Below are 23,520 nucleotides of genomic sequence, written 5' to 3' on the forward strand. Positions count from 1 at the left end.
CAATTCTAAAAACGTATCTGTTCAATTACCTCGCCCTTCTCCACTATTTCATCCTTTATATGGTAGACATACTTAACCACAAAAACGATACGCGATCCTTGCTCCAGTTTAAATCCATAGGGCCAACTAATGGGAATCAAAATGAGATGACCTGGATAAGTACCCGATCTTACGGGCACATCCTCCTGGATCACAAACGACACCTGAACGCTTTCAATAGTCAGGTAAAGATCCTTTGCTTCACCTGCATTCATTTGAGGTTTAATCAGTTCAATTCTGACAGGAACAGTTTCACGATCTCTAAAGGATTTCTTAATAATCAACTCTTTGGTAAAGAAATCATTCAAATATTTAAGCTCAACCGTAGGTAATGGATACGTTAGATCCCCATTGTAAATTGAGGCGTACTTAGGATACGACTTTGCCGTGCTGGCAGATAATACGATAAAAAAAAGTATCTTAATTGCTTTCATTTTCAAATCAAAATCTACTGTTGCCATGGGGTGCTATCTGTTTTCGCGAAGTCCTGAAAATACGACATGTTTAATGTTCCTGTTACACTGGCTCCTCCTGACGGTGAAGTTATAAGCACTCCCGCGTGATTACTTTGCAATGTTGCAGGATTTGCGTTGAGTCCTTCCGGACTTAGCGGACCTGTTAACGGTTTAGACAGTTGGCCATTGGTAGCTGAGCCAACGGGATGTGTTTGACCTATAAGCAGAGCCGCTGCTGGCATTGATACGTCATCAGATGATTCAACTTTTACTGTACCTACAACGCTTAGATTAACGCTGCTACTTAAGATGTTTAGTTTACCACTCGGCAGGCCCAAACTTTGCAGGTTTACAAAACCCGACTCCCCTGGCGTCTTAAATTCACCTTGGACCGGTGCTGATTTTGAATCAAAACCACCGACAATCTTGACGTGATCTGCTTCTGGGCGACCCGTCGCCGTTGAAATAGCCTTATCAAGCCTATTGTTCAGCTTTGCTAATGTGCTATTAATTTTTCCGACAGCCTTTTCAATTTTTCCCTTCTCCTTATCTGTAAAACCACCAGAGCCTAGAGATTTCGCCAAGGAATTAACCTTTGCCATTTGCTTATCCAACTTATTGGACAGCCTTTGAGCTTTTTTGTCAGGACTGGTATCATCTGGCTCTCTACCATCTGGATCAATAAATCTAACGGGATTATCGAACGCATAATTGTAGGGACTCCATGACGGGAATTTGCTTGCCATTGGGTCAATCACCATCCAACGCGCAATTGTGGGGTCATACATCCTTGCACCGTAGTCTAGCCAACTAAGATCTAGCTCGTCTTGTTTCTCCTTTCCGTTAAACAAATAGTTTTGTTTAACGCCATTCTCTCGATGATACGAGTTGAAGGTTAGCCCAAAGGGGTAATAATCATCCTGCTGCACCACTGGCCCTTTAATTTGGGTAACTTTAAAATCATCAAAGTAAACCTCAACCTCTTCCCCATCGAAGCTGTCGTTGCTCAAATATACAAAAACATAGCCAGGCTGCTTGATCTCAAACGAAGCCTCGATCTTCTGGTGACTCACGTTCGTACCATCCTCTTTCCCCTCGTCTGCCACCATCCGAATGGCTCCGCCGTCCAGAAAGTGTTCTTCGCGATCAAAAATAACCCAGTTCAAATAGCCTCTCGGCGCCTCGGTCGATTCGTCTCCTTTTTGAACGAGACCGTCATACGGAAACACATAGATGCCAAGGCTCCCCTGGGCTCCACCATCAATTACGGGGCTACCTGCGCCACCCTGCGCGATGGCAGTCATTAAATTAGTCAGGGCCGACTGCCAGTTGGAGTGACTGGGGTCCACATATTTTGCATACACCTCGGCATGAATCACGTCGCCGGGCATCACGCTGAGTGAGCGGGCCAAACCGGTTCGTTCATTGGCAAAACCACTGAGGCGGGTTGAATATTTTGTTGTGCTGTTGGGTGTGTGGTTGAACAACTCGCTGTTCACCTTCACCGCTTCGTCTACAAAAAGGAATTTTGACTTTTCTTCAGCTTCTTTCGCTGGTTCCAGGGTTGCTGTTCCTGCGTCCGTTTCTTGTTTGGTGGTGAACGTCAACCTCACGTTGCCCAAATGATCTTTCAAATGATATTGATATTCATTTGTCTCCTCTTTAGGCACGTGCCGGGCTTCGCATAACTGGAACCTATGTTTTTTCTCACTCCAAGTTCGTTATTGAAACTCATCATAGACTGGAACCTGCTCAGCACCTCTTGCCAGTTTACATTATCAAGTTTATGCTGTTGGTATCAGAGAAGACCTCCGTCCTATTCTCGCCTCACTCCCAACCAGTTCCATCTGCAACATTATTTTCTTCAGTAAGAATGTAGCATTTCCTCGATGCCAAAATTATCCCACGGATTTTCGTGGTCTGTTGCGCTGTTAAAAGCAGGAGTATTAAAACCTGTCGCTACAACTTTCATTTTAAACCTGTCGCCAGCGTCGCTCCATCCGCTCTTGTCGGCATTGGTGGATGAAGATACGGAAATGACCAAGGGTAGCAAACTCTCCATATCCAAAGGTGCGCTCCTCTTTGGCAACGTGAGCATTAATTTATTTAGGACCATACGAAATCTTAAGGAGACGGTTAGTCTGCTTATCAAAAAAAGCAATGTCACCCAAGTAACAACATGTTAGCTCAACCTTAATCGCTAATTGAGCATTAATGGAATCTTCACTTATCTGTCTTATTTCATACCTACAAGGAAGATCTGAATATCTGTCCATCATCTTAGTATATTCACAAATTTTGAACAAATAATCATCCGGATCATCATCACGATGCGTGCAAGCACATTCGGATATATCTGAAGGTCTCTTGTTTAGACAAAACAACGGATTAACGTCGATTATTCGGATAGGAAAAATATCATATCTATATTCTAATACCTTACCAGCTACACGTCCTCTAAAGTTCGATCTCAGTTTTGGATTTATCTTAGGGTATTCATCCATCTCATATTCTATGCTCACTGGAGTAATCGTTAAAGAGGGGTCAAACCCCATGCTTTCATTTTCGATCGTCAGCGTGTCAAATGTTCTTTTAACGTACGAGGAGTTGGGACAAGAAGACGGCGAGAATGAAAACCCAATGGACAAGTTATCCGTGTTCAAATCACCAAAACAATTGCCGCTATTCATTGATCTAGCTGGAATAAACCGCCATTGGTCTGAATTATTCACAATAATAAAACCCTTTTGCTGGATCAGTTTTAATGTGCTGGATTTTTTGACGCAGCCTAACAAGAGCACCGTCAAAAACACAATCACTCCGAATTTCCTCATTGCTTCTGTTCGTCTATTTGTTGTTTAGAGGGTGCTATTAATCCTGCCCCACTGTGCCAATCGACAATTGATCGGTTGATAAAACCCTTTGGATATTTTTTTAACAAGGTAGGATCCGTTGCTCTGTCAATGTAAGCTTTGTAGTGATCATAGCTAATTCTCGGAGTAGATCTATTACCCATTATATCATTTTCAAATCCCTCCATGGGCTTCATTGTTTGTTCATAATATCTATCGCTTAAACCAGTAAAGTGCAGATTCTCATGAAATACAGCGTTAGTATCATCCCATTCCTCTTTTAAAATGAGTTCATGTCTTCCTGTATATTTGCTTTTTTCTCTGATGCCACTCGAATTAACAGTTTCGTTTTCCCATCCATCCCTCGCTCGATTCGTCTCCTTTGTTCAGCAAGGCGTCGTAGGGGAAGGCATACATTCCTAAACTTCCCTGCGCGCCGCCGTCAACCAGCGGGCTGCCCGTTCCTGCCTGGCGAATATTGTTTAACAGGTTGTTCAACGCCGACTGCCAGTTGGTTTGGTCTGGGTCGATGTGTTCTAAACACCTTTGTTGAGGCCGCTCATCCTTTAATGAATATCAGTTTCATGATCATTACTTAGTAAGTATCATCTACTTCAGCGCACGAATGCGTCTATAGCACCGAAACTCTTGAAGCCCGACGTATCCACCGACACCACCGCTCAGTCAAAAACCTAAACTCTTCTCCCTCACTTCTTCACCAACACCGCCTGATCCAAAATAAAATTAACATGATCCATATTGTCCGTATTCAACCGGAGCTTCCCTTTGATGGTGATCAAATCATCGACCTGAAACTTTGCAGGTTGTTTGGCAAAGTTCACTTCGGCTATCGACTCGGGGCCGCCGCCGCCGCAGAAAAAGCATTGGCTCATGGGGTATTTGGAGATGATGATGTAGGCTTCTCCTTCGGGTGAAAAGGGAACATAGAAGCCTTCCATGGTGATCTCTTTTCCTTCGAGGGCTTTGAGCTCGGCGGGAAACGTGGGATAGAAAAGATACTCGCCCAGCTTCTCATAGTATTTTGGTTCAAACTTCGTTTTGGCAAACTCGTTCCAGAAATCTTTTTTTGTTTGTGCATAGGTTGTCACACACAGCACCAGCATTGCAAAAACCATCATCCACTTTTTCATATCTCTATTTAGTTCAAGTTCTTTTCTTCATACAGCAAAGCCCACTCCAGAGTTCCTTCAGGAATGCGGCCGAACCGTTTGTTATTACTGCGACGCCAGCACCTTCGAAATGTCTGTGCGATAGGCCTGGATGGCGGGGATCAGGGCGCACAGCAATCCCAGTAGCAGGCTTCCGCCCAAAATTACCCATTCCTGCGAATAGAATATCATGCCGCTGATGCCGGCCTTTTGTGTTTCTTCCACCAGTCGGCTCAACAGGATCAACACACCGTGCCCCATCAACACGCCAACAAGGCTTCCCAGCAGGGTGAGCACACCGCCTTCCAGCAACACCGACACCAGCAACTTTGTGCGCGTGGCGCCCATGGAGCGCATGATGGCCATGTCGTAGCGGCGTTCTTTCAGGGAATTGTAGAGCGCGATAAAAATACTGAGCCCCGAAATAACGATGAGCACATAGGCAAACGCCATGATGATGTCGGCGCCGACACCCAGAATGGAAAACAGGCGCGCGGTTTCAAATGCGGGCGAGGCAGCCTGCAAGCTGCTCTGTGCATTCACAAATCGCGGAAGCTGAATCGCACCCATCGGCGACCGGTAGGTGAGCAACAGCGATGTTATTTCCTTTAAAGAATCGTTGGCCGCCACCGAAGGCACAAGACGCGAATGCATCACCGTCGAATCTGTTGTGGCCTGATGCGTATGTTCATTTTCTTCGGCATGTTCGTGCACTTCCCACACACTTTCCACGGCGGTGAGAATCACGTTGTCGAGCACGGTGTTGGTGGGCTTCAGCACGCCTTTCACCACATAGCGATGGTCAGCATGGTCGCTGCCGGTTTCGGTCAGGCCGTGACTGCTGGCAAAGGTGTCGCCTAGTTTCAGTTGGGTGAGGCGTTGCACGTTGGCGCCGAGGGTCACTTCCAGCGGAAGCTGCCACCATGCACCGCGGGCGAGTTCGGCTTTGTAGAGGTCGGCATATTCGCGCGAGGTGCCCACGATGCGATAGGACTGATAGCTGTCGCCGAGGGCAAGCGGAATGGCGCGCTTCACCAGGCGGTTGCGGGCAATCTTGTCGGCTTCTTTCAGCTTGATGTTGCCCGTGGGAAAGTCGACGTGAAAGATGTTGCAGAGGATGAGTTGCAGCGGGCTGCCTTTTGCGCCCACCACCAGGTCGATGCCGCGCGCGTTGTCGGTGATCTTCTGTTCCAGCTGTGTGTTGAACAATAGCAGAATGGTGATGACGGCAATGCCCAGCGACAACAGCACAATGTTGATGGCCGTGTTGAGCGGTCGTGCCTTGAGGTAACTCCAAACCAAAGTGAACAGCGACATGAGCGTTATCGGTTTAGCGGTTGGTGTAACACATCGGGCGGATGTGTGTCGCGAAAATAGCGGGGCATAAAAACGTCAGGCTGGTTCATGTGCGGCGGTGAGTCGGATCTGGTGTTGCAGTTTTGACTTGAGGCGTTGGTCGTGTGTGGCCACGATGAGCGTCGAGCCATGCAGGCGCGCCGCGTCGAGCAGAAGCGACACCACACGATCGCAGTTTTTGTCGTCGAGGGCCGACGTGGGTTCGTCGGCAAAGATGATGGAGGGTTTGTTGAGCACGGCCCGCGCAATGGCCACGCGCTGGGCCTGGCCCTGGCTTAGGGTGGTGACACGGCTGTTGCGCTTGTTCTCCAACCCCAATGCGTCCAGCACCTCGGTAATGTGGGCATGGTCCAAAGGCAACTCCGCGAGATAAGGCGACAGCATCAGGTTTTGTTCCACCGACAAGGCCGAGATGAGGTGATTGCGCTGAAACACAAAGCCGATCTTTTTTCCACGGAAGTGATCGAGGGCGGTTTCCGAAAGGGTAGACAGCTCGGTGCCGTCCACCACCACCGATCCTTCATACTGGCGCAGCAGGCCGCCGGCCAGGTGCAGGAGCGTGGTTTTGCCGCTGCCCGAATCGCCCAGCAACAGAAAGTGCTCGCCCTTCTGCACGGTGAAATCCGGAAAAGCAATGGCCGTGGCGGGGGTGTAGCGATAAACAAGTTTCGAGACCTGGATCATAGCCGGCGGTTCTTTCGTTTCGTGAACGGAAAAATAAAAAACCCGGCCCGATAAATCATCATCAAATTCAACCAGCGGCACAATACCTTCCGCGTATCCGATTGCAGGTGCCAAATTGCCTCTCATCCCAAAAATCAATTTCAGCCGGACCTGCCTGCAAATTCCGTTGCTTAAGTTAGACCCGCAGCATATCTTGGCTGCCCGCAACCGACACAAACCATGTATACACATCAACGCATCAGTGCCGACGAAGCCCTGAAAATTGTGCAGCACGTCATCCACGAAGCACGTCACATCCAGAAAGAAGTGGCCGTGGCCGTGAGTGGCCCCGAAGGCGAGCCCCTCGCATTTCTGCGCATGGATGGCGCCAGCCCGGCCGCCTCGCGCATTGCCCGCAACAAAGCCTACACCGCGGCCATCGATCGCAAAGACACAAAGCTCATGGGCGAGTTCATGAACGACAACGACCGCCCTCCCGCATTCTGGGGCGACAACGGCATCACCGGCTTTGGCGGTGGCGTGACTGTGCGCAGCAAAGGCATTGTGGTGGGCGGCATTGGGGTGAGCGGACTGTCGGAAGCCGAAGACGAGCGCATTGCCTATGCTGCCATCGTCGCCGTGTATGGCAAGGACCACAACAACGATTGACGTCCCTCCTCTCCCACATTGGTCTCGCCGCCTCGGCTTTTGTCGTCACCAACATCGACGACCTGTTGTTGCTGAGCGCCTATTTTGCCCAACCCAACGTGCGCGTGAAGCACATTGTGGCAGGGCAATACATTGGCGTTGCCGCGCTGGTGATGGTCAGTCTTTTGGGCCTTGTGCTGGGGCAGTTGCTTCCAACCCACGCTGTACGCTGGCTGGGACTTGTTCCGCTATTGCTGGGTGTTAGAGATTTTATTCAATTGTTGAAGAAGAACGGCGAGGAAAATGCCGGCGACGGTGCTGCTCTGCAACAAACGTTTCTGAAAATTGCCATGGTGACGTTCGCCAACGGCGGCGACAACATCGGCGTGTATACACCACTGTTTGCCACACTCCAACCTGAACTCATTCTTGTCTACGTCATTGTTTTTGCTGTGCTCGTCGCCGTGTGGTGCGTGACTGGCTATTGGCTCACACGACACCCATTGGTACAGCATGTATTTCAGAAATATGGCAAAATCATTCTGCCCATCTTCCTCGTGCTGCTGGGACTCTGGATTATTTTCGGATAGTGGACTACGCACTCAGTGGTGCGCGGGGTTTATGCTGAACCGTTCGAACACTTTTTCGACAGTGGTTTTGTTGTCGGCCATCACCAGCAAGTGGTCGCGTGGCTGAATCTCGGTGTCGCCGCTGGCAGTGATGTATTTTCCGTCGCGGTGAATCAACACGATGAGGGCCGTCTTGGGCAAATCAAGCTTCATCACCAGTTTGCCAATGGCGGGTGAGTTGTCGGGAATGTCGAGCTCCACCAGTTCGGACTTAAAATTATCTTTCAGTTCAATGTCCAGCGGAAATTTGCGTTTCAATTTTTCAGGCACGCTCACCCGCAGCCAGCGCGCCACCATGGGCAACGTGGTGCCCTGCAACAACACCGACGACACCGAGATGAAAAACACAAGGTTGAAAATGGTGCGCGCCGATTCAATGCCTGCCAGCAACGGATACGTCGCAAAGATGATGGGCACCGCGCCCCGAAGCCCCACCCACGACAGAAAGAACTTCTTGCGCACATTCAGATCTTTGAAAAAAGAAAGCGAAATGAAAATGGCCGCAGGGCGTGCTATGAAGATGAGGAAAAGGGCAATGAGCACCCCGGGGCCAATCACCGGCACAATCTCCGAAGGATAGACCAATAGCCCCAGCGTGATGAACATGACAATCTGCATGAGCCAGGCCTGCCCGTCGTAGAATTTTATAAGACTCTTTTTGTGAAGAAAGCTGGCGTTGCCCAGAATGACGGCAGAAATGTAGACCGCCAAAAATCCGTTGCCTCCAATAAAATCGGTGAACGAAAACGTGAAGAACACCAACGACAAAATGAGCACCGGATACAATCCATCGATGTCGAGCTTGATGCGGTTGATGATCCAGATCATGATTTTGCCAAAGCAATAGCCCGCACCAGCCCCGAGCGCCATGCCTTTAAAAAACTTTGGAATGAGCGACACCACCGTAGCGTCGGGTTCGGCAATGAGGTAGATAAAACTCACCGTGAGAAAATAGGCCATCGGGTCGTTGCTTCCGCTTTCAAGCTCCAGCATGGGGCGAAGGTTTCCCTTAAGACCCACGCTGCGCGAACGCAAAATGGAAAACACTGCGGCCGCATCTGTCGACGACACAATGGCACCAAGCAACATGCCTTCCGCCAGAGAATAGCCCAACAAATAGGATGAGAAAACGCCCACCGACATCGCCGTGATGAGCACCCCCAACGTGGACACTGAAATGCCTTGCCAGAGAATAGGTTTGATACTCTCCCACTTTGTTTCAAGACCACCCGAAAACAAAATGAATGTGAGCGCCACCACACCCAGCAGCTGTGCAAGTTTGGGGTCGTTGAAATAAATATGGCCGATGCCATCCGAACCTGCCAGCATGCCCACCACCAGAAAGAGTATGAGCGTGGGGATGCCGAGTTTAAAAGAAGTTTTGCTCGCAATGATGCTGAGAAACAGCAAAAGCGATCCGAGGAGTAAAATGTTTTCGGCCGATACCGTCATCCGCTAGAAGTCGTTCGTGTTTAGGACCTCTAATGTATCACTTTTCAGTCACGCTTCCGACATGACGGCCGCGATAGTTTACCTCGGATCGCGATTTTATTTTGATTATTTTATAGTATTTATTTTGCCAGGAAAGCCGACAACATCCAATGATGTTTCTCGATGGTGTTGATAAACTTTTTCACCATCTCTTCGGTGCCCGCATCATGTTGTTCGGAAGCCACTTCCACCACGGTGAACATGTAGTTCAGCAAAACAGTGTAGTCTGTGATGAGCTCGCGCACCATCAACTCGGAACTGAGGTTTGAGGCGGTCTCTTTTATCTCAGACATCTCCAGATATTCCTGCAGCGTGCTCACCGGCGTTTTCGAAAAAATGCGGATGCGTTCGGCAATGTCGTCGATGTGTTGCAGCGATTCGGTGTATTGCAGTTCGAACTGTTCATGCAGATCGAAGAAGTCGGGACCCTTCACGTTCCAGTGATAATTTCTCAGCTTCTGATAATGCACGCTATAGTTGGCCAGCAGATCATTGAGTGCTGCGGTGATGCGTTCCACTTCTTCGGTCGACCAGCCCATCTTCACTGGCTTTGCTTTAGCTGCACGCGTGTCGAGTTGGGTTTGTGGCAAATCTTTCAGATCATCTTTCACGGCTTTCATAGAATTAACTATTTAGGGGGTTATGCTGTACGCCGATGCCGAGCAAAAGCATCTGCGCTGCACCTTAAGCAAGACCATTTCTGTTCCAGAAATACAGCCTGAAAAACGCGATGGAATGCTGTTCTATCCTAGTTTTCATGAGGAGAAACATGCCCGGTTGTGTAAGAAATCTACACCCCGAAGAGCCCGCTTTTGCGTTTCTTTTGAGCCTATGGGCAAACATAAAAAGCAATAATGCGCTTTTCCACGCAGCCACAGGGGTATCCCCGAAAAAATGGCATACTATTTACAGTATTGAGCCAAACATAAACGCACATTGAACGTGTATTGGATATGAAAAACTTTCTGCTCTTTTTGAACATCAGTATTCTTGGAGGATTGGCCTACCTTTTTTCGGGATCGACCACTGCAGTAGAACAAGACCAGGCCACCGCGCTCGCCACCACCCTGCGCGACGAATCGCCGTTGCTGGCCTCAGCAACTCTGCCCGTCACGCTGGCCGAATTGCACGAGCCCGCCCACGTGAACATGTCGGATCTGATTGTTGACCTCGACGAAAAACCCGTAGACGAAGTGGCCGAAAAATTTCTCACCACCGCCATCGAAGCCCGCATCATGGACCTGGAACAAGGCCGTGCCGCACAACAGCGTAGCGCCACCGACGCCGTGAAAGACTATGGCACCCTGATGCTGCGCGATCAGAACATCATGCTGAACGAACTCAGGGCCATCGCCGCCTCTAAACATATCACACTCCCAGAAGCACCCGATGCCAAACAGCAGGAGGCCCTGGCAACACTGCAACAGCAAGACGGCAAAGCCTTCGACAAGAAGTTTATAAAGATGATGATCATCGATCACAAACGCGACGTGCGCAAATTCAGAAAGGCCACACATTCAAACGATGTGGACGTGAAAGCCTTCGCCGTGAAATATCTTCCCGTGGTGGAAGCACACCTGGACTACATTCAGAAACTGAAATAACATCCCGCCATCCATTATTCGAAACAACCAACACCGCCTGGCGATTAAATTCGCCGGGCGTTCTTTTTTTGGAGACCTGGCATGATTCAATGCCTGCTGTTTCCACCTCGTCTCCTTTTATCCCTGAAAAAAAATCACTCCCCCATTGTCGATCAACACCGCGACGCTGCGTTGTCAAAAAATTGTTTACAGTCCTTAAACCAACCGAAAGCAATTTTCTTAGACACTTCAAACGATAGCGGGTATCTTAGATGTGGGAACACCGTGTTGACCGACGTGTGTTATGCTTTCTTTTTAGTGAAAGTTATGGTAAGTTCGGTTTATACAAGGATCATAAATTTATTAACGAATTGTTAATGGAAGTGAAGAAGGTTTCACGACGCGCATTTCTCCACCGCAGTGGCGCGGTGACCGGCGGAATGTATGCCGCCATGATGGCACTTGAAATGTTGCCGTCAGCCCCGGCCCACGCCTTCTCCCTCCCCGGCGCCGTGGCCGGAAAGCGCATCATCATTCTTGGCGCAGGGCTGGCCGGCATGACCGCCGCCTATGAACTCACCAAACTCGGCTACAGCTGCACCGTGCTCGAAGCACGCGACCGCATTGGCGGCCGATGTTGGAGCGTGCGCAAAGGCTCCACCCAACAGGAAGTGAGCAACCCGACACAAACGTCTCAACTCGACGATGGTCTGTATTTCAACGCGGGCCCGTCGCGCATCCCCCACCATCACCAGCTCACCCTGCACTACTGCCGCGAATTGGGGGTGCCCATTGAAATCTACAACAACGTGAACGAAGGCGCCTATCACTTCAGCGAAGGCAACGGCGCCCTCTCCAATAAAAAAATACGCATCCGCGAAGTGCACAACGACATGCGCGGCTATGTGACCGAGATGCTCGCCAAGGCTATAGACCAGCATGCACTGGATGTTTCGATGAGCACCGAAGACGTTTCGAAGATCATTGAATACCTGCGTGCCGAAGGAGGCCTCGACGCCGACAAGCTCTACAAAGCCTCGGCCCGTAGAGGCTACGTGGAAGCACCCGGCGCCGGCGACAAACCCGGAAAGATTGCCGACCCACACACCCTGGCCGACCTGCTTCAATCGGGCCTGCTCGCCCCCGACTTCTATAACGTGGCCGAATATACCTACGAGTTGCAGATGACCATGTTCCAGGCCAAAGGCGGCATGGACAACATTGCAAAAGCCCTGGAGAAAAAACTTCCCGGCATCATCAAAACCCAGGCGGTGGTGTCGTCCATCCAAAACGTGGAGAACGGCGTGAAGGTGAAATATGCCGTGAAAGGTGTAGCACAGGAACTGACGGCCGACGCCTGCATCTGCACATTGCCCCTGCCCGTGCTGAGCAACATCGACCACAACTTTTCGTCGGACGTGAGCCGTGCCGTAGACTTTGTGCCCTACATTCAAACGGGCAAGATCGGTCTGCAATTTAAACGACGCTTCTGGGAAGAAGACGAAAACATATTCGGCGGCATCACCCACACCAACAACGACCTCACCCAAATCTTCTATCCTTCAAACGACTACCTCGGCAAGAAGGGCGTGCTCATTGGCTACTACAACTTCAACGACAAAGCCAAGAAGGTGGGAGCGCTAACCTTGAAAGAACGCGAACAGCTGGCCCTGGAAAAGGGAAGCCTCATCCATCCACAATACAAAAACGAATTTGAAACATCGTTCTCCGTGAGCTGGCACCTCACACCCTATTCCCTGGGCGGATGGGCGTTGTACACCGGCGACACACGTCAGTCGTTATACAAAGCTTTCGCCAAACCCGACCGCCAGGTATACTTCGCCGGCGAACACACCACCTACCTCAATGCGTGGATGGCCGGAGCCTTCGAGTCGGCACGAAAAACCGTGGCCGATGTGCATGCACGATTCACCGAACAACGTCTGCAATATCCATCATCCGGAAAAAGCGGAGGTTAACCAAAAGCACTACCTACGACGCCAGACCTATACTTCCAAAAACTCTAAACCCCACCACCCCATGGCAACATCAATGAACAGACGGAATTGGTTAAAGACCAGTGCCCTCGTGACCGGCGCGTTAACCTTGCCCAACGGCATTCTGCAACACGCCAACGCTGCTCCTGCACCCGCAGCAGCTCCGGCAAGTTCCTACAAACGATTTTCAGAACAGGCCATTGCCCGCGACTTTCCCACGCTGAAGGCCCGCCTGTTTGCCAACGAAAATCCGTTTGGCCCGTCGGAGAAAGCAAAGAAGGCCATTGTGGATGCCATGGCCAACAGCTATCAATATCCTTTCCTGCTGATCGAAGAGCTGACGGCAAAAATCACAACCGCCGAAGGAGTAGCCAAAGAACAGTTCATGATCGGCGCAGGCTCAACACCCCTGTTGCAGGCCGCGGCCATGATCTTCGCGAAGAACGGCGGCGGCAGCATTGTGGCGGCCGACCCGTCATACGACTACCTGCCCGAAGAGGCTTCAAAATTCTTTAATGCCAAATGGGTGAAGGTGCCCCTCACACCCGACTATAAACACGACCTGGATGCGATGGAAAAAGCCATCGATGCAAACACATCGCTGGTCTACATCTGCAACCCCAACAACCCCACCGGCACCGTGGTGGACACCGCAAAACTGAAAGCCTTCTGCGAACGCGTGTCGAAACGCGTGCCCGTGTTTGTAGACGAAGCCTACATCGACTACCTGCCCGATCCAAAAGGCACCACGCTCATCGACTGTGTGAAGAAAGGACACAACGTGATTGTAGCCCGCACCTTCTCCAAGCTTCACGGCTTTGCTGGCTTGCGCGTGGGCTACATTGTGGCACAACCCGACATGATCAAGAGCTTTGAACCCTACAGCTCCAGCTGGGGTGCCATTGCCGCCACATCGGCCAATGCCGCACTGGCCAGCTATGGCGACACCGATTTTCTGAAGGAAGCGCTGAAGAAAACAAACGAGTCGAAAGAATATCTCTATGCCGTGCTGAAGAAAGAAGGCTACACCTACATTCCCTCGTCCACCAATTTCGTGATGTTCCCCCTCAACATGGACAGCGAACGTTTTGTGGAAGAAATGATGAAGCGTGGTGTGGGCGTGAGAAGCTGGAAGTTCAACAGCAAAGAGTGGTGCCGGGTAAGCATCGGCCGCATGGACGAGATGAAAGCATTCGAAGAAGCCTTCAAACAATTGTCCTGATCAAACCCGTATTGTTACTTTAATTACGTACTATGAAAAGAAAATCTACCGCGATCGTGTTCGCGTTGGCAATGATGTTTATGGGCGCGGCTGTGAGCGCACAGGAAACTGTGAACCCACGACCGCTCACGCTGGCCGAATACGAAAAAGCAAAATCGTTTACCATCAAAGACCTCGACAACGAAACGTATGCAAAGTTTGAAAACGCCTACATCCTCGATCGCTACGAACTGCGCAAACCCTATTTCATTACCGGCGACGATGGTCTGAAAAAACGCATCGACCTCTACAAGCTGGTGGCCAAAGAAGGCATGCAGGAACTGGGGCTCATGATTTTCTATACCAACGAAAAGAACACCCAATACAAAGCCTGCCTCCCCAACTTCACGGCCGACGCCAAAGTGTGGGAAAAGTATTTCGAAGACATTCACGGCATCGACAAAGTGGAGAAGAACTTTGTGCTGAAGCTTTCGTATGTGTTGTCGAAAGAAGTGGGCTATCAACTCTACAAAGCCGCAAACCAGGGCAAAGACCTGTCGAAAGAATCGGCCACCTACGGCAACGACATCTGCTTTCCCGGCGATCAGCAAGTGACCCTGGCCAACGGCGCAAAGAAAAGTCTGGCCGCCCTGAAGCCCGGCGACGAAGTGGTGACCGTGAATCCCTCAACCAAAGCCAGCACCGTCATCAAAGTAAAAACCCTGGTGGAACACGAAGCCAAAAACTACGCCATCACCAAACTCGTGCTGATGCGCGCAATCACATCGCAAACCACTGCTGGCCATGACGTGAAACTCTCTGCGCGAACACTGGAAGCCACGCCCAACCACCCCGTGCTCACCAGCGCCGGCCAAAGCAAAATGGGCGACGTGAAAGAGAACGACACCGTGCTCTGCCTCAATCCCCTCACCAACAACTACGAACCCTTCACCGTGGTGAGCAAACAGGAATATGCCGGCGGCGTTCAGAAAGTCTATAACATCGAAGCGGGCGACGGCACACCCTTTCTCATGAACGACGTGATGGTCCTACAGAAATAACACAAACCAAACCTTTAACACAACAAAGCCCTTCTGTTTACGCAGAAGGGCTTTTCGTTTTTTTGAATATCACCATACAGGCCTAGCCAAAAAGATCGGAGCTCAGGTAACGATCGCCACGATCGCACACAATAAACACAATCACGCCCGACTCAATTTCCGAAGCAATCTTCATCGCCGCACTCAATGCACCGCCACTGCTCATGCCGGCGAGAATGCCTTCTTCTTTGGCAAGGCGGCGTGTGAACGTACGCGCATCCGGTTCGTTCACATCCACGATGCGATCTACACGTGCGGGGTCAAATATCTTGGGGAGAAACTCTTTCGACCAGCGGCGTATGCCCGGAATGCATGCACCGTCTGTAGGCTGTGTGCCCACAATCTGCACGTTGGGGTTTTGTTCTTTCAGGTAGCGCGACACACCCATAATGGTGCCCGTGGTGCCCATGGCCGACACAAAGTGTGTGACCTTGCCGTGTGTGTCTTTCCAGATTTCGGGACCGGTGGTTTTGTAGTGCATGCCATAGTTGTCGGCGTTGGCAAACTGATCGAGCATGCGATAGCCCTGGTGGGCCGCCATGTCTTCGGCCAGCTCGCGCGAATATTCAATGGTGCGCACGGCCGGTGTGAGAATAACTTTGGCGCCATAGGCTTCCATCGAGAGCACGCGTTCGCGCGTGGAGTTGTCGGGCATGATCAGCGTCATCTTCACACCCATGATGCTGGCGATCATGGCCAGTGCAATGCCGGTGTTGCCGCTGGTGGCTTCCACAAGTTTGTCGCCGGGTTTGATGTCGCCGCGTTCCAATGCTGCCGTGATCATGCCGAAGGCGGCGCGGTCTTTCACGCTGCCGCCGGGGTTGTTGCCTTCCAGTTTTCCCAGGAGGGTCACGTTCTTGTTCACGGGAATGTGCTGAAGTTCTACCAGCGGGGTGTTGCCGATCAGTTCCGAAAGTTTCATTGCTGAAAATGTATATTAATTTGCTAAACGCTAATGGAAGAGGCTATTGGTCGCCTTTGAAAATCACGAGGTCCATTTCGTGTGTGTCGCCGTTGTACATCTTGGCCTGGTAATACACTTTGGAGTGCGCCGGTATGCTGCGCGTAAGCCACACGTTGCCACCCACCACGCTGTCGTGCCCGATCACCGTTTCGCCCCCCAGAATGGTGGCGCCGGCATAGACCACCACACGATCTTCGAGCGTGGGATGCCGCTTCTTCTCCGCATCTTCTTTGTTGACACTGAGCGCCCCCAGCGTAACGCCCTGGTAGATCTTGACGTGGTCACCGATCACCGACGTTTCGCCAATCACCACACCCGTGCCGTGGTCGATGCAGAAATGCTCGCCGATTTTTGCAGCGGGGTGTATGTCTATTCCTGTTTTGCTATGCGCGTGTTCGGTGATGATGCGTGGAATGCCCTGCACGCCAAACGTGTGAAGCTGGTGCGCCATGCGATAGGCGGCAATGGCGTAAAAACCCGGATAGGTACGCACCACTTCATTGCGGCTTTTGGCCGCGGGATCGCCTTCATACATCGCCGTGATGTCATGTTGAAGTTTTTCGAAAATGACGGGTATGGCCTCAAAGAAATCGCCGGCCAGTTGTGCCGCGTCCACCTTTCCCTTGGTGGGGTTGTGGCGCAGAATGCGCACCAGTTCTATCTGAAGCGTTTCCAGCAAGGCCCCGAACTGATCTTCCGACAGGTGCGCCAATTGGGTGAAATCGGCGAACAGCGCCCCCAGAAGATCCACAAAAAACTGCGACACCTCCGTGGGCGCAGGACATGTGGGACACTCCTGATGGGTATGATACAGTTTGCTGATAAATTCTTTATCCATACGTCTTAAATACAGTATTTAACGGGAAGGTTCAAATTTAAGTGACAAAAAAGAATTTTTAACATTTCTCCAAACTCACCCTAGCGCAACATAAACACGGCCGCCACCAGCGTCATGCCGATGATAAACCAGCGATAGGCTTTCTCCGACAACCGCTTCACAATCCAGATGCCGCACACCGCACCCAACAGGATGAAGGGCAGCGTGAGCAGGTCGAGCAGAAAAGTGTTCCAGCTGATGGTGTGCCAGGCAAATACGTGAAAGGGAACTTTGAACCAATTGGTGACCATGAAGAACCACGCTGTGGTGCCGATGAACGTGTTCTTCGGCAAACGCATCGACAGAAAATAAACCGCCATGACCGTGCCCGCCAGGTTGCCCACCATAGACGTGAAACCGCCCAGCACTCCCGTTGCAACACCAAAGGTTTTGTTGTGCGGCACCGCTTCTTTATGCCCGCGCTCCAGCCACAACATCACCACCACGCTCACCAGAATGACGATCGCCATAATGACCTTAAACATCTTGTCGTCGATGTAGCTGCCCACGATCGTGCCGGCCACCACGCCCGCCGCCGCCCAGGGAAAAAGCAACCGCAGGTGTTGCCACGACGCGTGCCGGTGGTAATAAAACACACCCATCACATCGGCCAGGACCAGGATGGGCAACAGCACGCCGCTGGATTGCTGCCCGCCAAAAATGGTAGCCAGCAACGGCACAGCGAGCATGCCCGCACCGTGCACGCCCGTCTTCGACATGCCAATGAACACCGCCACCAACGCCACCAACACAAGGTCGAGGTAGGTGAACGAATACGTAAAGAGTGTTATCACAAAAACATTGGAACTAGAGCGTCTTCAGCACCTTCCACATCTCTTCGGCCACCAGCTGGTTGCCCTTCTCGTTCAGGTGCACGCGGTCGGAAGTGAGAATGCCCGACTCTTTGTTGTCGGGGTTGTTGGCTTTGTTGTAGTCAATAAAAGCCTTGCGCAGATCAACGAGCGGCAGGTTGTTTTTCTGCGCCAGGTTGCGCACCGCTTTGCTATACTGATTCAAGTCGCCATCCAACTCGTTAGACGAATCGGTGCGCTCGCCAATAACCGCCGGCGTCACCAGGGCAATCTTAATGTTTTTGGCCTGCAACTTTTTGATGATCGCCGTATAGAATTTATCAAACTTATCAGGGTCGGTGCCCGTGCCATAAGAACGTTTGTGCCACACATCGTTCACACCAATGTAGATAAACACGATGTCGGGATTCTTGCTCAGCACATCGTCGTCCATGCGCAGAAACAGGTCATACACTTTGTTGCCGCCAATGCCGGCGCCGATCAGTTCGTATTGGTCGGCCACCTTATCCTTGGCCGCCAGCTCACCAATCTTCACAACATAGCCACCCGGCTTCACCCCGGCTTCCGTAATAGAATCGCCAAAGAACACGACTTTCTTTTTTTGCATAGTGGTAAAGGCAGTTAGACCGAGGGCGAGCGCAAAAAGGCTCAGTATGGAGACTGTTTTCATGGGTGGTAATAAAAGTTGATGGGAAATATAATAAAGAAAAGGGGAATGGGAAGGGGTTTTGGGATGACAGGCAACGTCCATCTTCAATCTCAAACGCTCAACAAAAAAAAGAAGCCCCAACAATCGGGGCTTCTGCTTTGCCAGCAATTTTAACGTGCATCCTTGCGCCTAACGTGTTAGGGTTGGTCTATATTAAAACTTTCCGAATTTCAGGGTGGCGTTGTAGGTGATGTTGCTCAGGTCGCTGTCGCTGAGGCCGCGGGCGTCGCTGCCAAAGGCCGCGCGGTAGGAAACACCGGGGCTGAAGCGCATCCATTTGAAGAGGTTCACTTCCACTTGCACGCCGGGTTCGGCCACGAAGAACCAGTTTTCGTCACGCTTTTCGTCGTGCCAGTCATAGTCTTCGTTGTGCCAGCCGTGGCGTTCATATTGCACGGTGAAGCCCGCACCCGAAAACAGGTTGAAGGCAAAGTGAACAGGTTTGTTTGAGCCTATAACATATTCAGTGATCAACCCAAACTGGCCATATTCATAGCTCATGTTGCGGGTGGGCTCAACGCTGTATTGTGTGGGCACGGGCACGTCGTTGGTGGCAGCGGCAGCGCTCAAGCCCAACAGGAATTTGTGGTTCACATACCATCCGCCATACACACCGGCAAGGTTCATGAAGTCGCCGTTGATGGTGGTGAATTTATTGGTGATGGCGCCATATCCTCCCGACGATTTGCCGGAAGTCTTAAATACAGTTTGGATCTCGTTGTCCTGGGCAAACGCGGCGGCACTGAGGAGGGTCAGGGCAGCGAAGACGATTGTACGTGCTGTTGATGATGGTTTCATAGTGTTAGTTCGTTTCATTTGCGCTTGAGACAACCGTGTTTAAACATACCCCTATGCCACCCCCTATTTTTTTTACATTTCTCTAAAAAATTTAAAAAGCCCCTAAATCGGGAGAATCTACCGTTGTTTTTTAACTTAGAGTACCGGCGCAATCACCGGCAGTTCATAAATATGGCCTTCAAGGTTTCCCTTCAAAACATCACCATCCGGCACGAATTGAAAGCCGGCGACATTGGTTACGTTATCTACATGCATGGACATTTCTATGGGAAAGAGCAGGGCTTCGGCATTCTGTTCGAAACCTATGTGGCCCGTGGCCTCTATGAATTTTATCAGCACTACAATCCCGAACGCGAGCGCGCATGGATCTGCGAACACGAAGAGCGCATCATCGGCTTTCTGTTGCTCATCGATCGTGGCGAAGCGGCACAGCTCCGCTATTTTGTGATCCACCCCAACTACCGCGGCATTGGCCTTGGCAAGAAACTGATGGAGTTGTTTATGGAATTTCTGAAAGAGAAAAAATATGCATCGTGCTACCTCATGACCACCAAGGGTCTGGTGGCGGCCGCGGCGCTTTATACACGCTATGGCTTTCAGCTCACAGAAGAAATTCCGTCAACGGCTTTTGGCAAACCGTTGACAGAACAAAAATATGTGTTGAACCTGGAGCCCTGAACGCGCTCCACTCCTGCTTCACAAATTTGCGTCATGGTTTCCCGCACCGTGTGCCGGGCACTTTACTGCTTGCGGAACACTTTGGCGATGAGCACAAAGATGATGACAATAATAAAGATGACGATGAAGATGCCGGTGTAAACGCCCGCTCCGAAGATGTCGCCAATCACCTGGCAGCTGGTGACCGTCAAGAGCAGAAGAATGGCAAAGGCGAAGGCGCTGATGTTTTTCGATTTCATGTTTGGTTGCGTTATTTACAACCGTGGTCTTATAAAATCGGGCCAACCTCCAAAGCCTTTAACGCGCTTGACAAACTCATCAGAAACGCATTTTTTTTGTCCATACGGTGTGCTCCCACAGTGCACTGAGGAATTTTCGCCTCACCCGTTGGGGAAATTCTAAAAGTATTTTTCAATCACCATGGCCACGCCGTCTTCTTTGTTGTGGGCGGTAATTTCGTTGGCCACGGCCTTCACTTCGTCGCGGGCGTTGTCAACGGCTACGCCCCACCCCACATAGTCCAGCAGTTCCACATCGTTGTAGTTGTCGCCAAATGCGATCACTTCTTTGGGGTCGATTGAAAGGCGCGACAGCACCAACTGCAGGCCGGTGGCTTTAGAGATGGTCTTGGGTGCCAGCTCGAGGTAGGTAGACTTTGAACGGTACACATGCAGGTCGTCGGGAAAGGTGTTGACGAGTGTGTTATACATGGCTTCAATGTGAGCTTCGTCGCCCATGCACATCACCTTGTGTGCGCCGGTGTCGGCCACGCGCCATTCGTTCAGCACATTCTGAAAAGCTTTGAATGTAGGGTTCACTTTCGTGATGCGCGACTCGCGCTCCGTCCAGGCATCTGGGCCCTGGGCATACCAGCGGTCGGCGGCAAAGAGGCTGATGTGCAGGGATGGGTCGGCCAGTGTGAGGATGGCCTCGCACAGGGCCAGGGGAATGTAGACCGACGTGAGCACTTCCGGTTCTTCTGTGCCTTCGCGATCACAAATCACATAGCCGCCATTGTAGCAGATGAGAGGATGGCGAAGCACGTCCAGCGTTTGTTGCAGGTGGCGCATGGCGGCGGGCATGCGCGACGATGCCAGCACCACGGGCACAGCGGGTTTCCGGTGCCTGATGGCGGCAATGGTGCGTTCGGACAATTCGCGGTTTCGATCCAGCAACGTGCCGTCGATGTCGCTGCACAGGGCGCTAAACTTCATAGGTGAAATCAATAATAAACAGGGCGAAAGGTAACATTCGTTTCGCTGGGTTGTTAGTGGAATGATGCCAGCCGGAAAAAGTTTTTTTTCGGCTGGCGCCACGGCACGTTGCCTGCACTTAAAATGAAATCCGAGCCGTTCAAAACTCCATCCTTTTTTTTACCTTCACCCCGATGACTACCTCAACCGAACCCTTCTATAAAAAGCTAAGCCTCAACCTCATCACGCTCGCCCTGCTGGGCGCTGCGCTCTATCTGGGGCAAGGCATTCTGGTGCCGCTGTTCTTTGCCATTCTGCTGGCCACGCTGTTGCTGCCCGTCACCAATTTTCTGCAGCGCATCCGCATTCCAAAATTGCCGGCCATTGTGCTTTCCATCGGCATCTCGCTTGCGCTCATTGCGGGCATCATCTATCTGTTGTCGACCCAGGTGGCCAATTTTCTGGAAGACAGCGCCGCCATCAAAGAACGGTTCAACACCCTCATTCATTCGCTGCAGGACTGGATCAACCAGACCTTTCACGTGAGCACACGCAAGCAGAATCAATACCTGAAAGACACGGCACAAAACATGAAAGACTCCGGCGCCGGCATTGTAGGCCAAACGGTGGTCACCATAACGGAGGCCCTATCGTATGTAGTGTTCCTGCCGGTCTACACGTTTCTGATTTTGTTCTATAAAGACCTCATCAAAAAATTTATCGTGTCGGTGTTCAAGTCCACACGCGAAGAGAACGTGAGTGAAATTTTGCGCGAGAGTCGTTCCATGGGGCAGCACTACATTCTGGGGCTGGTAACCGACATGAGCATTGTGTTTGCGCTCAACGCGCTGGGCTTCCTCATTCTGGGCATCAAGTATGCCATCTTCCTGGCGCTTGTGGCGGCGTTGCTCAACCTCATCCCCTACATCGGCATGCTCATTGCCAACATCTTCTGCATGCTCATCACACTCATCTCGTCCGACAACCTCAGCGATGTGGTTTGGGTGGCCGTGATTCTGGCGGCTGTGCAATTCATCGACAACAATTTTCTCATGCCCATGGTGGTGGGTAATCGCGTGCGCATCAATGCGCTGGTCACCATCGTCGGGGTGGTCATTGGCGGCACGCTGTGTGGCGTCAGCGGCATGTTTCTCGCCATTCCGGGCATTGCCGTGCTCAAGGTCATCTTCGACCGTGTAGACGACCTCAAACCCTGGGGCATGTTGCTGGGCGATCTGCCCGACACCAAGCCTGCGAAAGAAAAAGCAAAAAAGAAAGCCGCGCCTCCTAAGGATTAACCCGTACGTATTTCTCAACCAGCGGCACATCGTGCTCGCCAATGCCCAGGGTTTTCAACTTCTCCACGCCCGTTTGAATGAGTGTGTCGCCGTGTATGGTAACGGTGAACGTGAAGTCGTTGCCTTCATAGTTGCGGGCACTGCAATAGTCGAGGTGTTCGGTATACTGATCCTTGTCCAGCGTATAGCGTCCGCCCCCGGCCGAAAACGTGCGGGGCGTCAGGGTGTCGCCGGCAACTCTCTCGTCGTGCAGCATAAACGCGAAATGCGAACCGTTAATAATCTTGATCATGGTGGTGCCTGCGGGGTCGTTGCGCACGGTGGAGTCGTTCACGGTGTGCTCGGACGATAGCAGTCGCCACGTACCCTCTATTTGCACGTTGGCTGTTTCGGGTGCAGGCTTCGCAACGCATGCGGTAAGCAAGAACATTGCGACGATTTTCAATTTTCCGTTCATGTAATTTCTTTAATTGTGCAATCGTCCAAAAGTACGACGAAGAAAAATATCCGACCGTTAAAAGGTTTTATTCTCCGTGAAAAGAATGTCGAAAAAATACTCCTGCTAACGTTAGCAAAAACCTGAACTTAGTTTGTGCAGCGCCGTATACCTTTACAACAAACTACAATTATCCACTATACCATCAGACGTATGAAAAAATTAATGCTCACGCTCGTGTTTGTTGCCGGTTGCGGACTTTCCTTGCTGGCACAAGTGAAGAAGACAGAAAAAATCCAACAGGATGAAGTGCCCGTTTCCGTGCGGTTAGCGTTCGAAAAAGATTTTGGCCAAGCTCCCCAAGACGGAACCTGGACAGTATCGTACACTATGGTGACCGAAGGCGCACGCACCTCGGCAAAACCCATGTGGTATCAATTCACAAAAGGAAGAGGCGCCGAAAAAATCGAAGTTCGCTACACGCCCGAAGCGAAACTCGAATCTTCCAAAGGCCTCACCAAAGTGGAAGACGCTTCTCGCTAGTCATCACACATCATAACACAATAAAAAAG

The 23,520-nt window shown here is 51.1% G+C and carries 27 protein-coding genes; 11 read left to right on the forward strand and 16 right to left on the reverse strand.

From position 1 onward, the window contains the following. Positions 1 to 5 precede the first annotated feature (5 nt). Both JI741_RS27330 and JI741_RS27335 read right to left on the reverse strand, forming a co-directional pair. Positions 6 to 500, reverse strand: a complete 495-nt coding sequence (locus tag JI741_RS27330) for a hypothetical protein (RefSeq protein ID WP_202015071.1) — start codon at positions 498 to 500, stop codon at positions 6 to 8. Then, positions 488 to 2,164 (reverse strand): RHS repeat domain-containing protein, encoded by a 1,677-nt coding sequence (locus tag JI741_RS27335; RefSeq protein ID WP_202015073.1) that lies wholly within the window; start codon positions 2,162 to 2,164, stop codon positions 488 to 490. Before JI741_RS27335 ends, JI741_RS27330 begins: the two co-directional genes overlap by 13 nt. A gap of 844 nt (positions 2,165 to 3,008) precedes the next feature. On the opposite strand from JI741_RS27335, the gene JI741_RS32665 reads away from it, so the two are divergent. After that, positions 3,009 to 3,356, forward strand: a complete 348-nt coding sequence (locus tag JI741_RS32665) for a hypothetical protein (RefSeq protein ID WP_236676296.1) — start codon at positions 3,009 to 3,011, stop codon at positions 3,354 to 3,356. A 326-nt stretch (positions 3,357 to 3,682) separates the two neighbouring features. Here JI741_RS32665 and JI741_RS27345 read toward each other — a convergent pair whose 3' ends face one another. From JI741_RS27345 to JI741_RS27360, 4 genes are all read right to left on the reverse strand, one after another. Next, on the reverse strand, positions 3,683 to 3,844 hold the full coding sequence (locus JI741_RS27345; RefSeq protein WP_202015077.1) for a hypothetical protein: 162 nt from the start codon (positions 3,842 to 3,844) through the stop codon (positions 3,683 to 3,685). A gap of 209 nt (positions 3,845 to 4,053) precedes the next feature. Beyond that, positions 4,054 to 4,485 carry a hypothetical protein gene (locus JI741_RS27350; protein ID WP_236676297.1) on the reverse strand — a complete coding sequence of 144 codons (432 nt, stop codon included), beginning with the start codon at positions 4,483 to 4,485 and terminating at the stop codon, positions 4,054 to 4,056. Positions 4,486 to 4,581: 96 nt separating this feature from the next. Then, entirely contained in the window at positions 4,582 to 5,832 is a 1,251-nt protein-coding gene (locus JI741_RS27355; protein WP_202015081.1) for an ABC transporter permease, read from the reverse strand. Positions 5,833 to 5,907: 75 nt separating this feature from the next. Then, positions 5,908 to 6,555, reverse strand: coding sequence for an ABC transporter ATP-binding protein (locus JI741_RS27360; RefSeq protein ID WP_202015083.1), 648 nt, complete (start codon positions 6,553 to 6,555; stop codon positions 5,908 to 5,910). Between the two features lie 219 nt (positions 6,556 to 6,774). Here JI741_RS27360 and JI741_RS27365 point away from each other — a divergent pair, with 219 nt between their 5' ends. Next, the gene (locus JI741_RS27365; protein WP_202015085.1) at positions 6,775 to 7,203 is read left to right on the forward strand and encodes a GlcG/HbpS family heme-binding protein; all 429 of its coding nucleotides are present in this window, start codon (positions 6,775 to 6,777) and stop codon (positions 7,201 to 7,203) included. Beyond that, entirely contained in the window at positions 7,200 to 7,772 is a 573-nt protein-coding gene (locus JI741_RS27370; protein WP_202015087.1) for a cadmium resistance transporter, read from the forward strand. Before JI741_RS27365 ends, JI741_RS27370 begins: the two co-directional genes overlap by 4 nt. 12 nt (positions 7,773 to 7,784) lie before the next feature. Here the strand turns inward: JI741_RS27370 and JI741_RS27375 are convergent, their stop codons facing one another. Both JI741_RS27375 and JI741_RS27380 read right to left on the reverse strand, forming a co-directional pair. Beyond that, complete coding sequence (locus tag JI741_RS27375) at positions 7,785 to 9,263, reverse strand: potassium/proton antiporter (RefSeq protein WP_202015089.1); 1,479 nt, start codon at positions 9,261 to 9,263, stop codon at positions 7,785 to 7,787. Between the two features lie 119 nt (positions 9,264 to 9,382). Then, positions 9,383 to 9,922, reverse strand: coding sequence for a Dps family protein (locus tag JI741_RS27380; RefSeq protein WP_202015091.1), 540 nt, complete (start codon positions 9,920 to 9,922; stop codon positions 9,383 to 9,385). A gap of 22 nt (positions 9,923 to 9,944) precedes the next feature. Between JI741_RS27380 and JI741_RS27385 the strand changes: the two genes are divergently transcribed. From JI741_RS27385 to JI741_RS27405, 5 genes are all read left to right on the forward strand, one after another. Then, positions 9,945 to 10,157, forward strand: coding sequence for a hypothetical protein (locus JI741_RS27385; protein ID WP_202015093.1), 213 nt, complete (start codon positions 9,945 to 9,947; stop codon positions 10,155 to 10,157). Positions 10,158 to 10,255: 98 nt separating this feature from the next. Next, positions 10,256 to 10,906, forward strand: coding sequence for a DUF4142 domain-containing protein (locus tag JI741_RS27390; protein ID WP_202015095.1), 651 nt, complete (start codon positions 10,256 to 10,258; stop codon positions 10,904 to 10,906). Positions 10,907 to 11,262: 356 nt separating this feature from the next. Beyond that, a complete protein-coding gene (locus JI741_RS27395; protein ID WP_236676298.1) occupies positions 11,263 to 12,864 on the forward strand; it encodes a flavin monoamine oxidase family protein in 1,602 nt (533 codons plus the stop codon). 61 nt (positions 12,865 to 12,925) lie between these two features. After that, positions 12,926 to 14,104 (forward strand): pyridoxal phosphate-dependent aminotransferase, encoded by a 1,179-nt coding sequence (locus JI741_RS27400; RefSeq protein ID WP_202015097.1) that lies wholly within the window; start codon positions 12,926 to 12,928, stop codon positions 14,102 to 14,104. Positions 14,105 to 14,136: 32 nt separating this feature from the next. Further along, the gene (locus JI741_RS27405) at positions 14,137 to 15,144 is read left to right on the forward strand and encodes a Hint domain-containing protein (protein WP_202015098.1); all 1,008 of its coding nucleotides are present in this window, start codon (positions 14,137 to 14,139) and stop codon (positions 15,142 to 15,144) included. 82 nt (positions 15,145 to 15,226) lie between these two features. Here the strand turns inward: JI741_RS27405 and cysM are convergent, their stop codons facing one another. From cysM to JI741_RS27430, 5 genes are all read right to left on the reverse strand, one after another. Continuing rightward, entirely contained in the window at positions 15,227 to 16,105 is an 879-nt protein-coding gene (cysM, locus tag JI741_RS27410; RefSeq protein WP_202015100.1) for a cysteine synthase CysM, read from the reverse strand. A gap of 43 nt (positions 16,106 to 16,148) precedes the next feature. Beyond that, a complete protein-coding gene (locus tag JI741_RS27415; protein WP_202015102.1) occupies positions 16,149 to 16,985 on the reverse strand; it encodes a serine O-acetyltransferase in 837 nt (278 codons plus the stop codon). Between the two features lie 80 nt (positions 16,986 to 17,065). Beyond that, complete coding sequence (locus JI741_RS27420) at positions 17,066 to 17,818, reverse strand: sulfite exporter TauE/SafE family protein (RefSeq protein ID WP_202015104.1); 753 nt, start codon at positions 17,816 to 17,818, stop codon at positions 17,066 to 17,068. Positions 17,819 to 17,831: 13 nt separating this feature from the next. Continuing rightward, positions 17,832 to 18,506 carry an SGNH/GDSL hydrolase family protein gene (locus tag JI741_RS27425; protein ID WP_202015106.1) on the reverse strand — a complete coding sequence of 225 codons (675 nt, stop codon included), beginning with the start codon at positions 18,504 to 18,506 and terminating at the stop codon, positions 17,832 to 17,834. Between the two features lie 192 nt (positions 18,507 to 18,698). Continuing rightward, entirely contained in the window at positions 18,699 to 19,343 is a 645-nt protein-coding gene (locus tag JI741_RS27430) for an outer membrane beta-barrel protein (RefSeq protein ID WP_202015107.1), read from the reverse strand. A 171-nt stretch (positions 19,344 to 19,514) separates the two neighbouring features. Between JI741_RS27430 and JI741_RS27435 the strand changes: the two genes are divergently transcribed. Beyond that, complete coding sequence (locus JI741_RS27435; protein ID WP_202015109.1) at positions 19,515 to 20,021, forward strand: GNAT family N-acetyltransferase; 507 nt, start codon at positions 19,515 to 19,517, stop codon at positions 20,019 to 20,021. Between the two features lie 62 nt (positions 20,022 to 20,083). Here JI741_RS27435 and JI741_RS27440 read toward each other — a convergent pair whose 3' ends face one another. Next, positions 20,084 to 20,260 (reverse strand): hypothetical protein, encoded by a 177-nt coding sequence (locus JI741_RS27440; RefSeq protein WP_202015112.1) that lies wholly within the window; start codon positions 20,258 to 20,260, stop codon positions 20,084 to 20,086. A gap of 159 nt (positions 20,261 to 20,419) precedes the next feature. Then, positions 20,420 to 21,235 (reverse strand): Cof-type HAD-IIB family hydrolase, encoded by an 816-nt coding sequence (locus JI741_RS27445; protein ID WP_202015114.1) that lies wholly within the window; start codon positions 21,233 to 21,235, stop codon positions 20,420 to 20,422. Positions 21,236 to 21,408: 173 nt separating this feature from the next. Here JI741_RS27445 and JI741_RS27450 point away from each other — a divergent pair, with 173 nt between their 5' ends. Continuing rightward, complete coding sequence (locus JI741_RS27450; protein WP_202015116.1) at positions 21,409 to 22,512, forward strand: AI-2E family transporter; 1,104 nt, start codon at positions 21,409 to 21,411, stop codon at positions 22,510 to 22,512. Here the strand turns inward: JI741_RS27450 and JI741_RS27455 are convergent. Further along, positions 22,502 to 22,942 (reverse strand): lipocalin-like domain-containing protein, encoded by a 441-nt coding sequence (locus JI741_RS27455; protein WP_202015118.1) that lies wholly within the window; start codon positions 22,940 to 22,942, stop codon positions 22,502 to 22,504. The genes JI741_RS27450 and JI741_RS27455 overlap by 11 nt on opposite strands. Positions 22,943 to 23,161: 219 nt before the next feature. On the opposite strand from JI741_RS27455, the gene JI741_RS27460 reads away from it, so the two are divergent. Further along, on the forward strand, positions 23,162 to 23,491 hold the full coding sequence (locus tag JI741_RS27460) for a hypothetical protein (protein ID WP_202015120.1): 330 nt from the start codon (positions 23,162 to 23,164) through the stop codon (positions 23,489 to 23,491). Positions 23,492 to 23,520: the final 29 nt, after the last annotated feature.

The organism is Chryseolinea lacunae (assembly GCF_016735595.1).
GTDB classification, from domain to species: Bacteria; Bacteroidota; Bacteroidia; order Cytophagales; family Cyclobacteriaceae; genus Chryseolinea; species Chryseolinea lacunae.

Excerpts from the sequence above, each read along its gene's own strand:
- JI741_RS27330 (WP_202015071.1), bottom strand. The coding sequence starts at position 500 with ATGGCAACAGTAGATTTTGATTTGAAAATGAAAGCAATTAAGATACTT.
- JI741_RS32665 (WP_236676296.1), top strand. The coding sequence starts at position 3,009 with ATGCTCACTGGAGTAATCGTTAAAGAGGGGTCAAACCCCATGCTTTCA.
- JI741_RS27350 (WP_236676297.1), bottom strand. The coding sequence starts at position 4,485 with ATGATGGTTTTTGCAATGCTGGTGCTGTGTGTGACAACCTATGCACAA.
- JI741_RS27355 (WP_202015081.1), bottom strand. The coding sequence starts at position 5,832 with ATGTCGCTGTTCACTTTGGTTTGGAGTTACCTCAAGGCACGACCGCTC.
- JI741_RS27360 (WP_202015083.1), bottom strand. The coding sequence starts at position 6,555 with ATGATCCAGGTCTCGAAACTTGTTTATCGCTACACCCCCGCCACGGCC.
- JI741_RS27365 (WP_202015085.1), top strand. The coding sequence starts at position 6,775 with ATGTATACACATCAACGCATCAGTGCCGACGAAGCCCTGAAAATTGTG.
- JI741_RS27375 (WP_202015089.1), bottom strand. The coding sequence starts at position 9,263 with ATGACGGTATCGGCCGAAAACATTTTACTCCTCGGATCGCTTTTGCTG.
- JI741_RS27380 (WP_202015091.1), bottom strand. The coding sequence starts at position 9,922 with ATGAAAGCCGTGAAAGATGATCTGAAAGATTTGCCACAAACCCAACTC.
- JI741_RS27385 (WP_202015093.1), top strand. The coding sequence starts at position 9,945 with ATGCTGTACGCCGATGCCGAGCAAAAGCATCTGCGCTGCACCTTAAGC.
- JI741_RS27390 (WP_202015095.1), top strand. The coding sequence starts at position 10,256 with ATGAAAAACTTTCTGCTCTTTTTGAACATCAGTATTCTTGGAGGATTG.
- JI741_RS27395 (WP_236676298.1), top strand. The coding sequence starts at position 11,263 with ATGGAAGTGAAGAAGGTTTCACGACGCGCATTTCTCCACCGCAGTGGC.
- JI741_RS27400 (WP_202015097.1), top strand. The coding sequence starts at position 12,926 with ATGGCAACATCAATGAACAGACGGAATTGGTTAAAGACCAGTGCCCTC.
- JI741_RS27405 (WP_202015098.1), top strand. The coding sequence starts at position 14,137 with ATGAAAAGAAAATCTACCGCGATCGTGTTCGCGTTGGCAATGATGTTT.
- cysM (WP_202015100.1), bottom strand. The coding sequence starts at position 16,105 with ATGAAACTTTCGGAACTGATCGGCAACACCCCGCTGGTAGAACTTCAG.
- JI741_RS27415 (WP_202015102.1), bottom strand. The coding sequence starts at position 16,985 with ATGGATAAAGAATTTATCAGCAAACTGTATCATACCCATCAGGAGTGT.
- JI741_RS27425 (WP_202015106.1), bottom strand. The coding sequence starts at position 18,506 with ATGAAAACAGTCTCCATACTGAGCCTTTTTGCGCTCGCCCTCGGTCTA.
- JI741_RS27430 (WP_202015107.1), bottom strand. The coding sequence starts at position 19,343 with ATGAAACCATCATCAACAGCACGTACAATCGTCTTCGCTGCCCTGACC.
- JI741_RS27435 (WP_202015109.1), top strand. The coding sequence starts at position 19,515 with ATGGCCTTCAAGGTTTCCCTTCAAAACATCACCATCCGGCACGAATTG.
- JI741_RS27440 (WP_202015112.1), bottom strand. The coding sequence starts at position 20,260 with ATGAAATCGAAAAACATCAGCGCCTTCGCCTTTGCCATTCTTCTGCTC.
- JI741_RS27445 (WP_202015114.1), bottom strand. The coding sequence starts at position 21,235 with ATGAAGTTTAGCGCCCTGTGCAGCGACATCGACGGCACGTTGCTGGAT.
- JI741_RS27450 (WP_202015116.1), top strand. The coding sequence starts at position 21,409 with ATGACTACCTCAACCGAACCCTTCTATAAAAAGCTAAGCCTCAACCTC.
- JI741_RS27455 (WP_202015118.1), bottom strand. The coding sequence starts at position 22,942 with ATGTTCTTGCTTACCGCATGCGTTGCGAAGCCTGCACCCGAAACAGCC.
- JI741_RS27460 (WP_202015120.1), top strand. The coding sequence starts at position 23,162 with ATGAAAAAATTAATGCTCACGCTCGTGTTTGTTGCCGGTTGCGGACTT.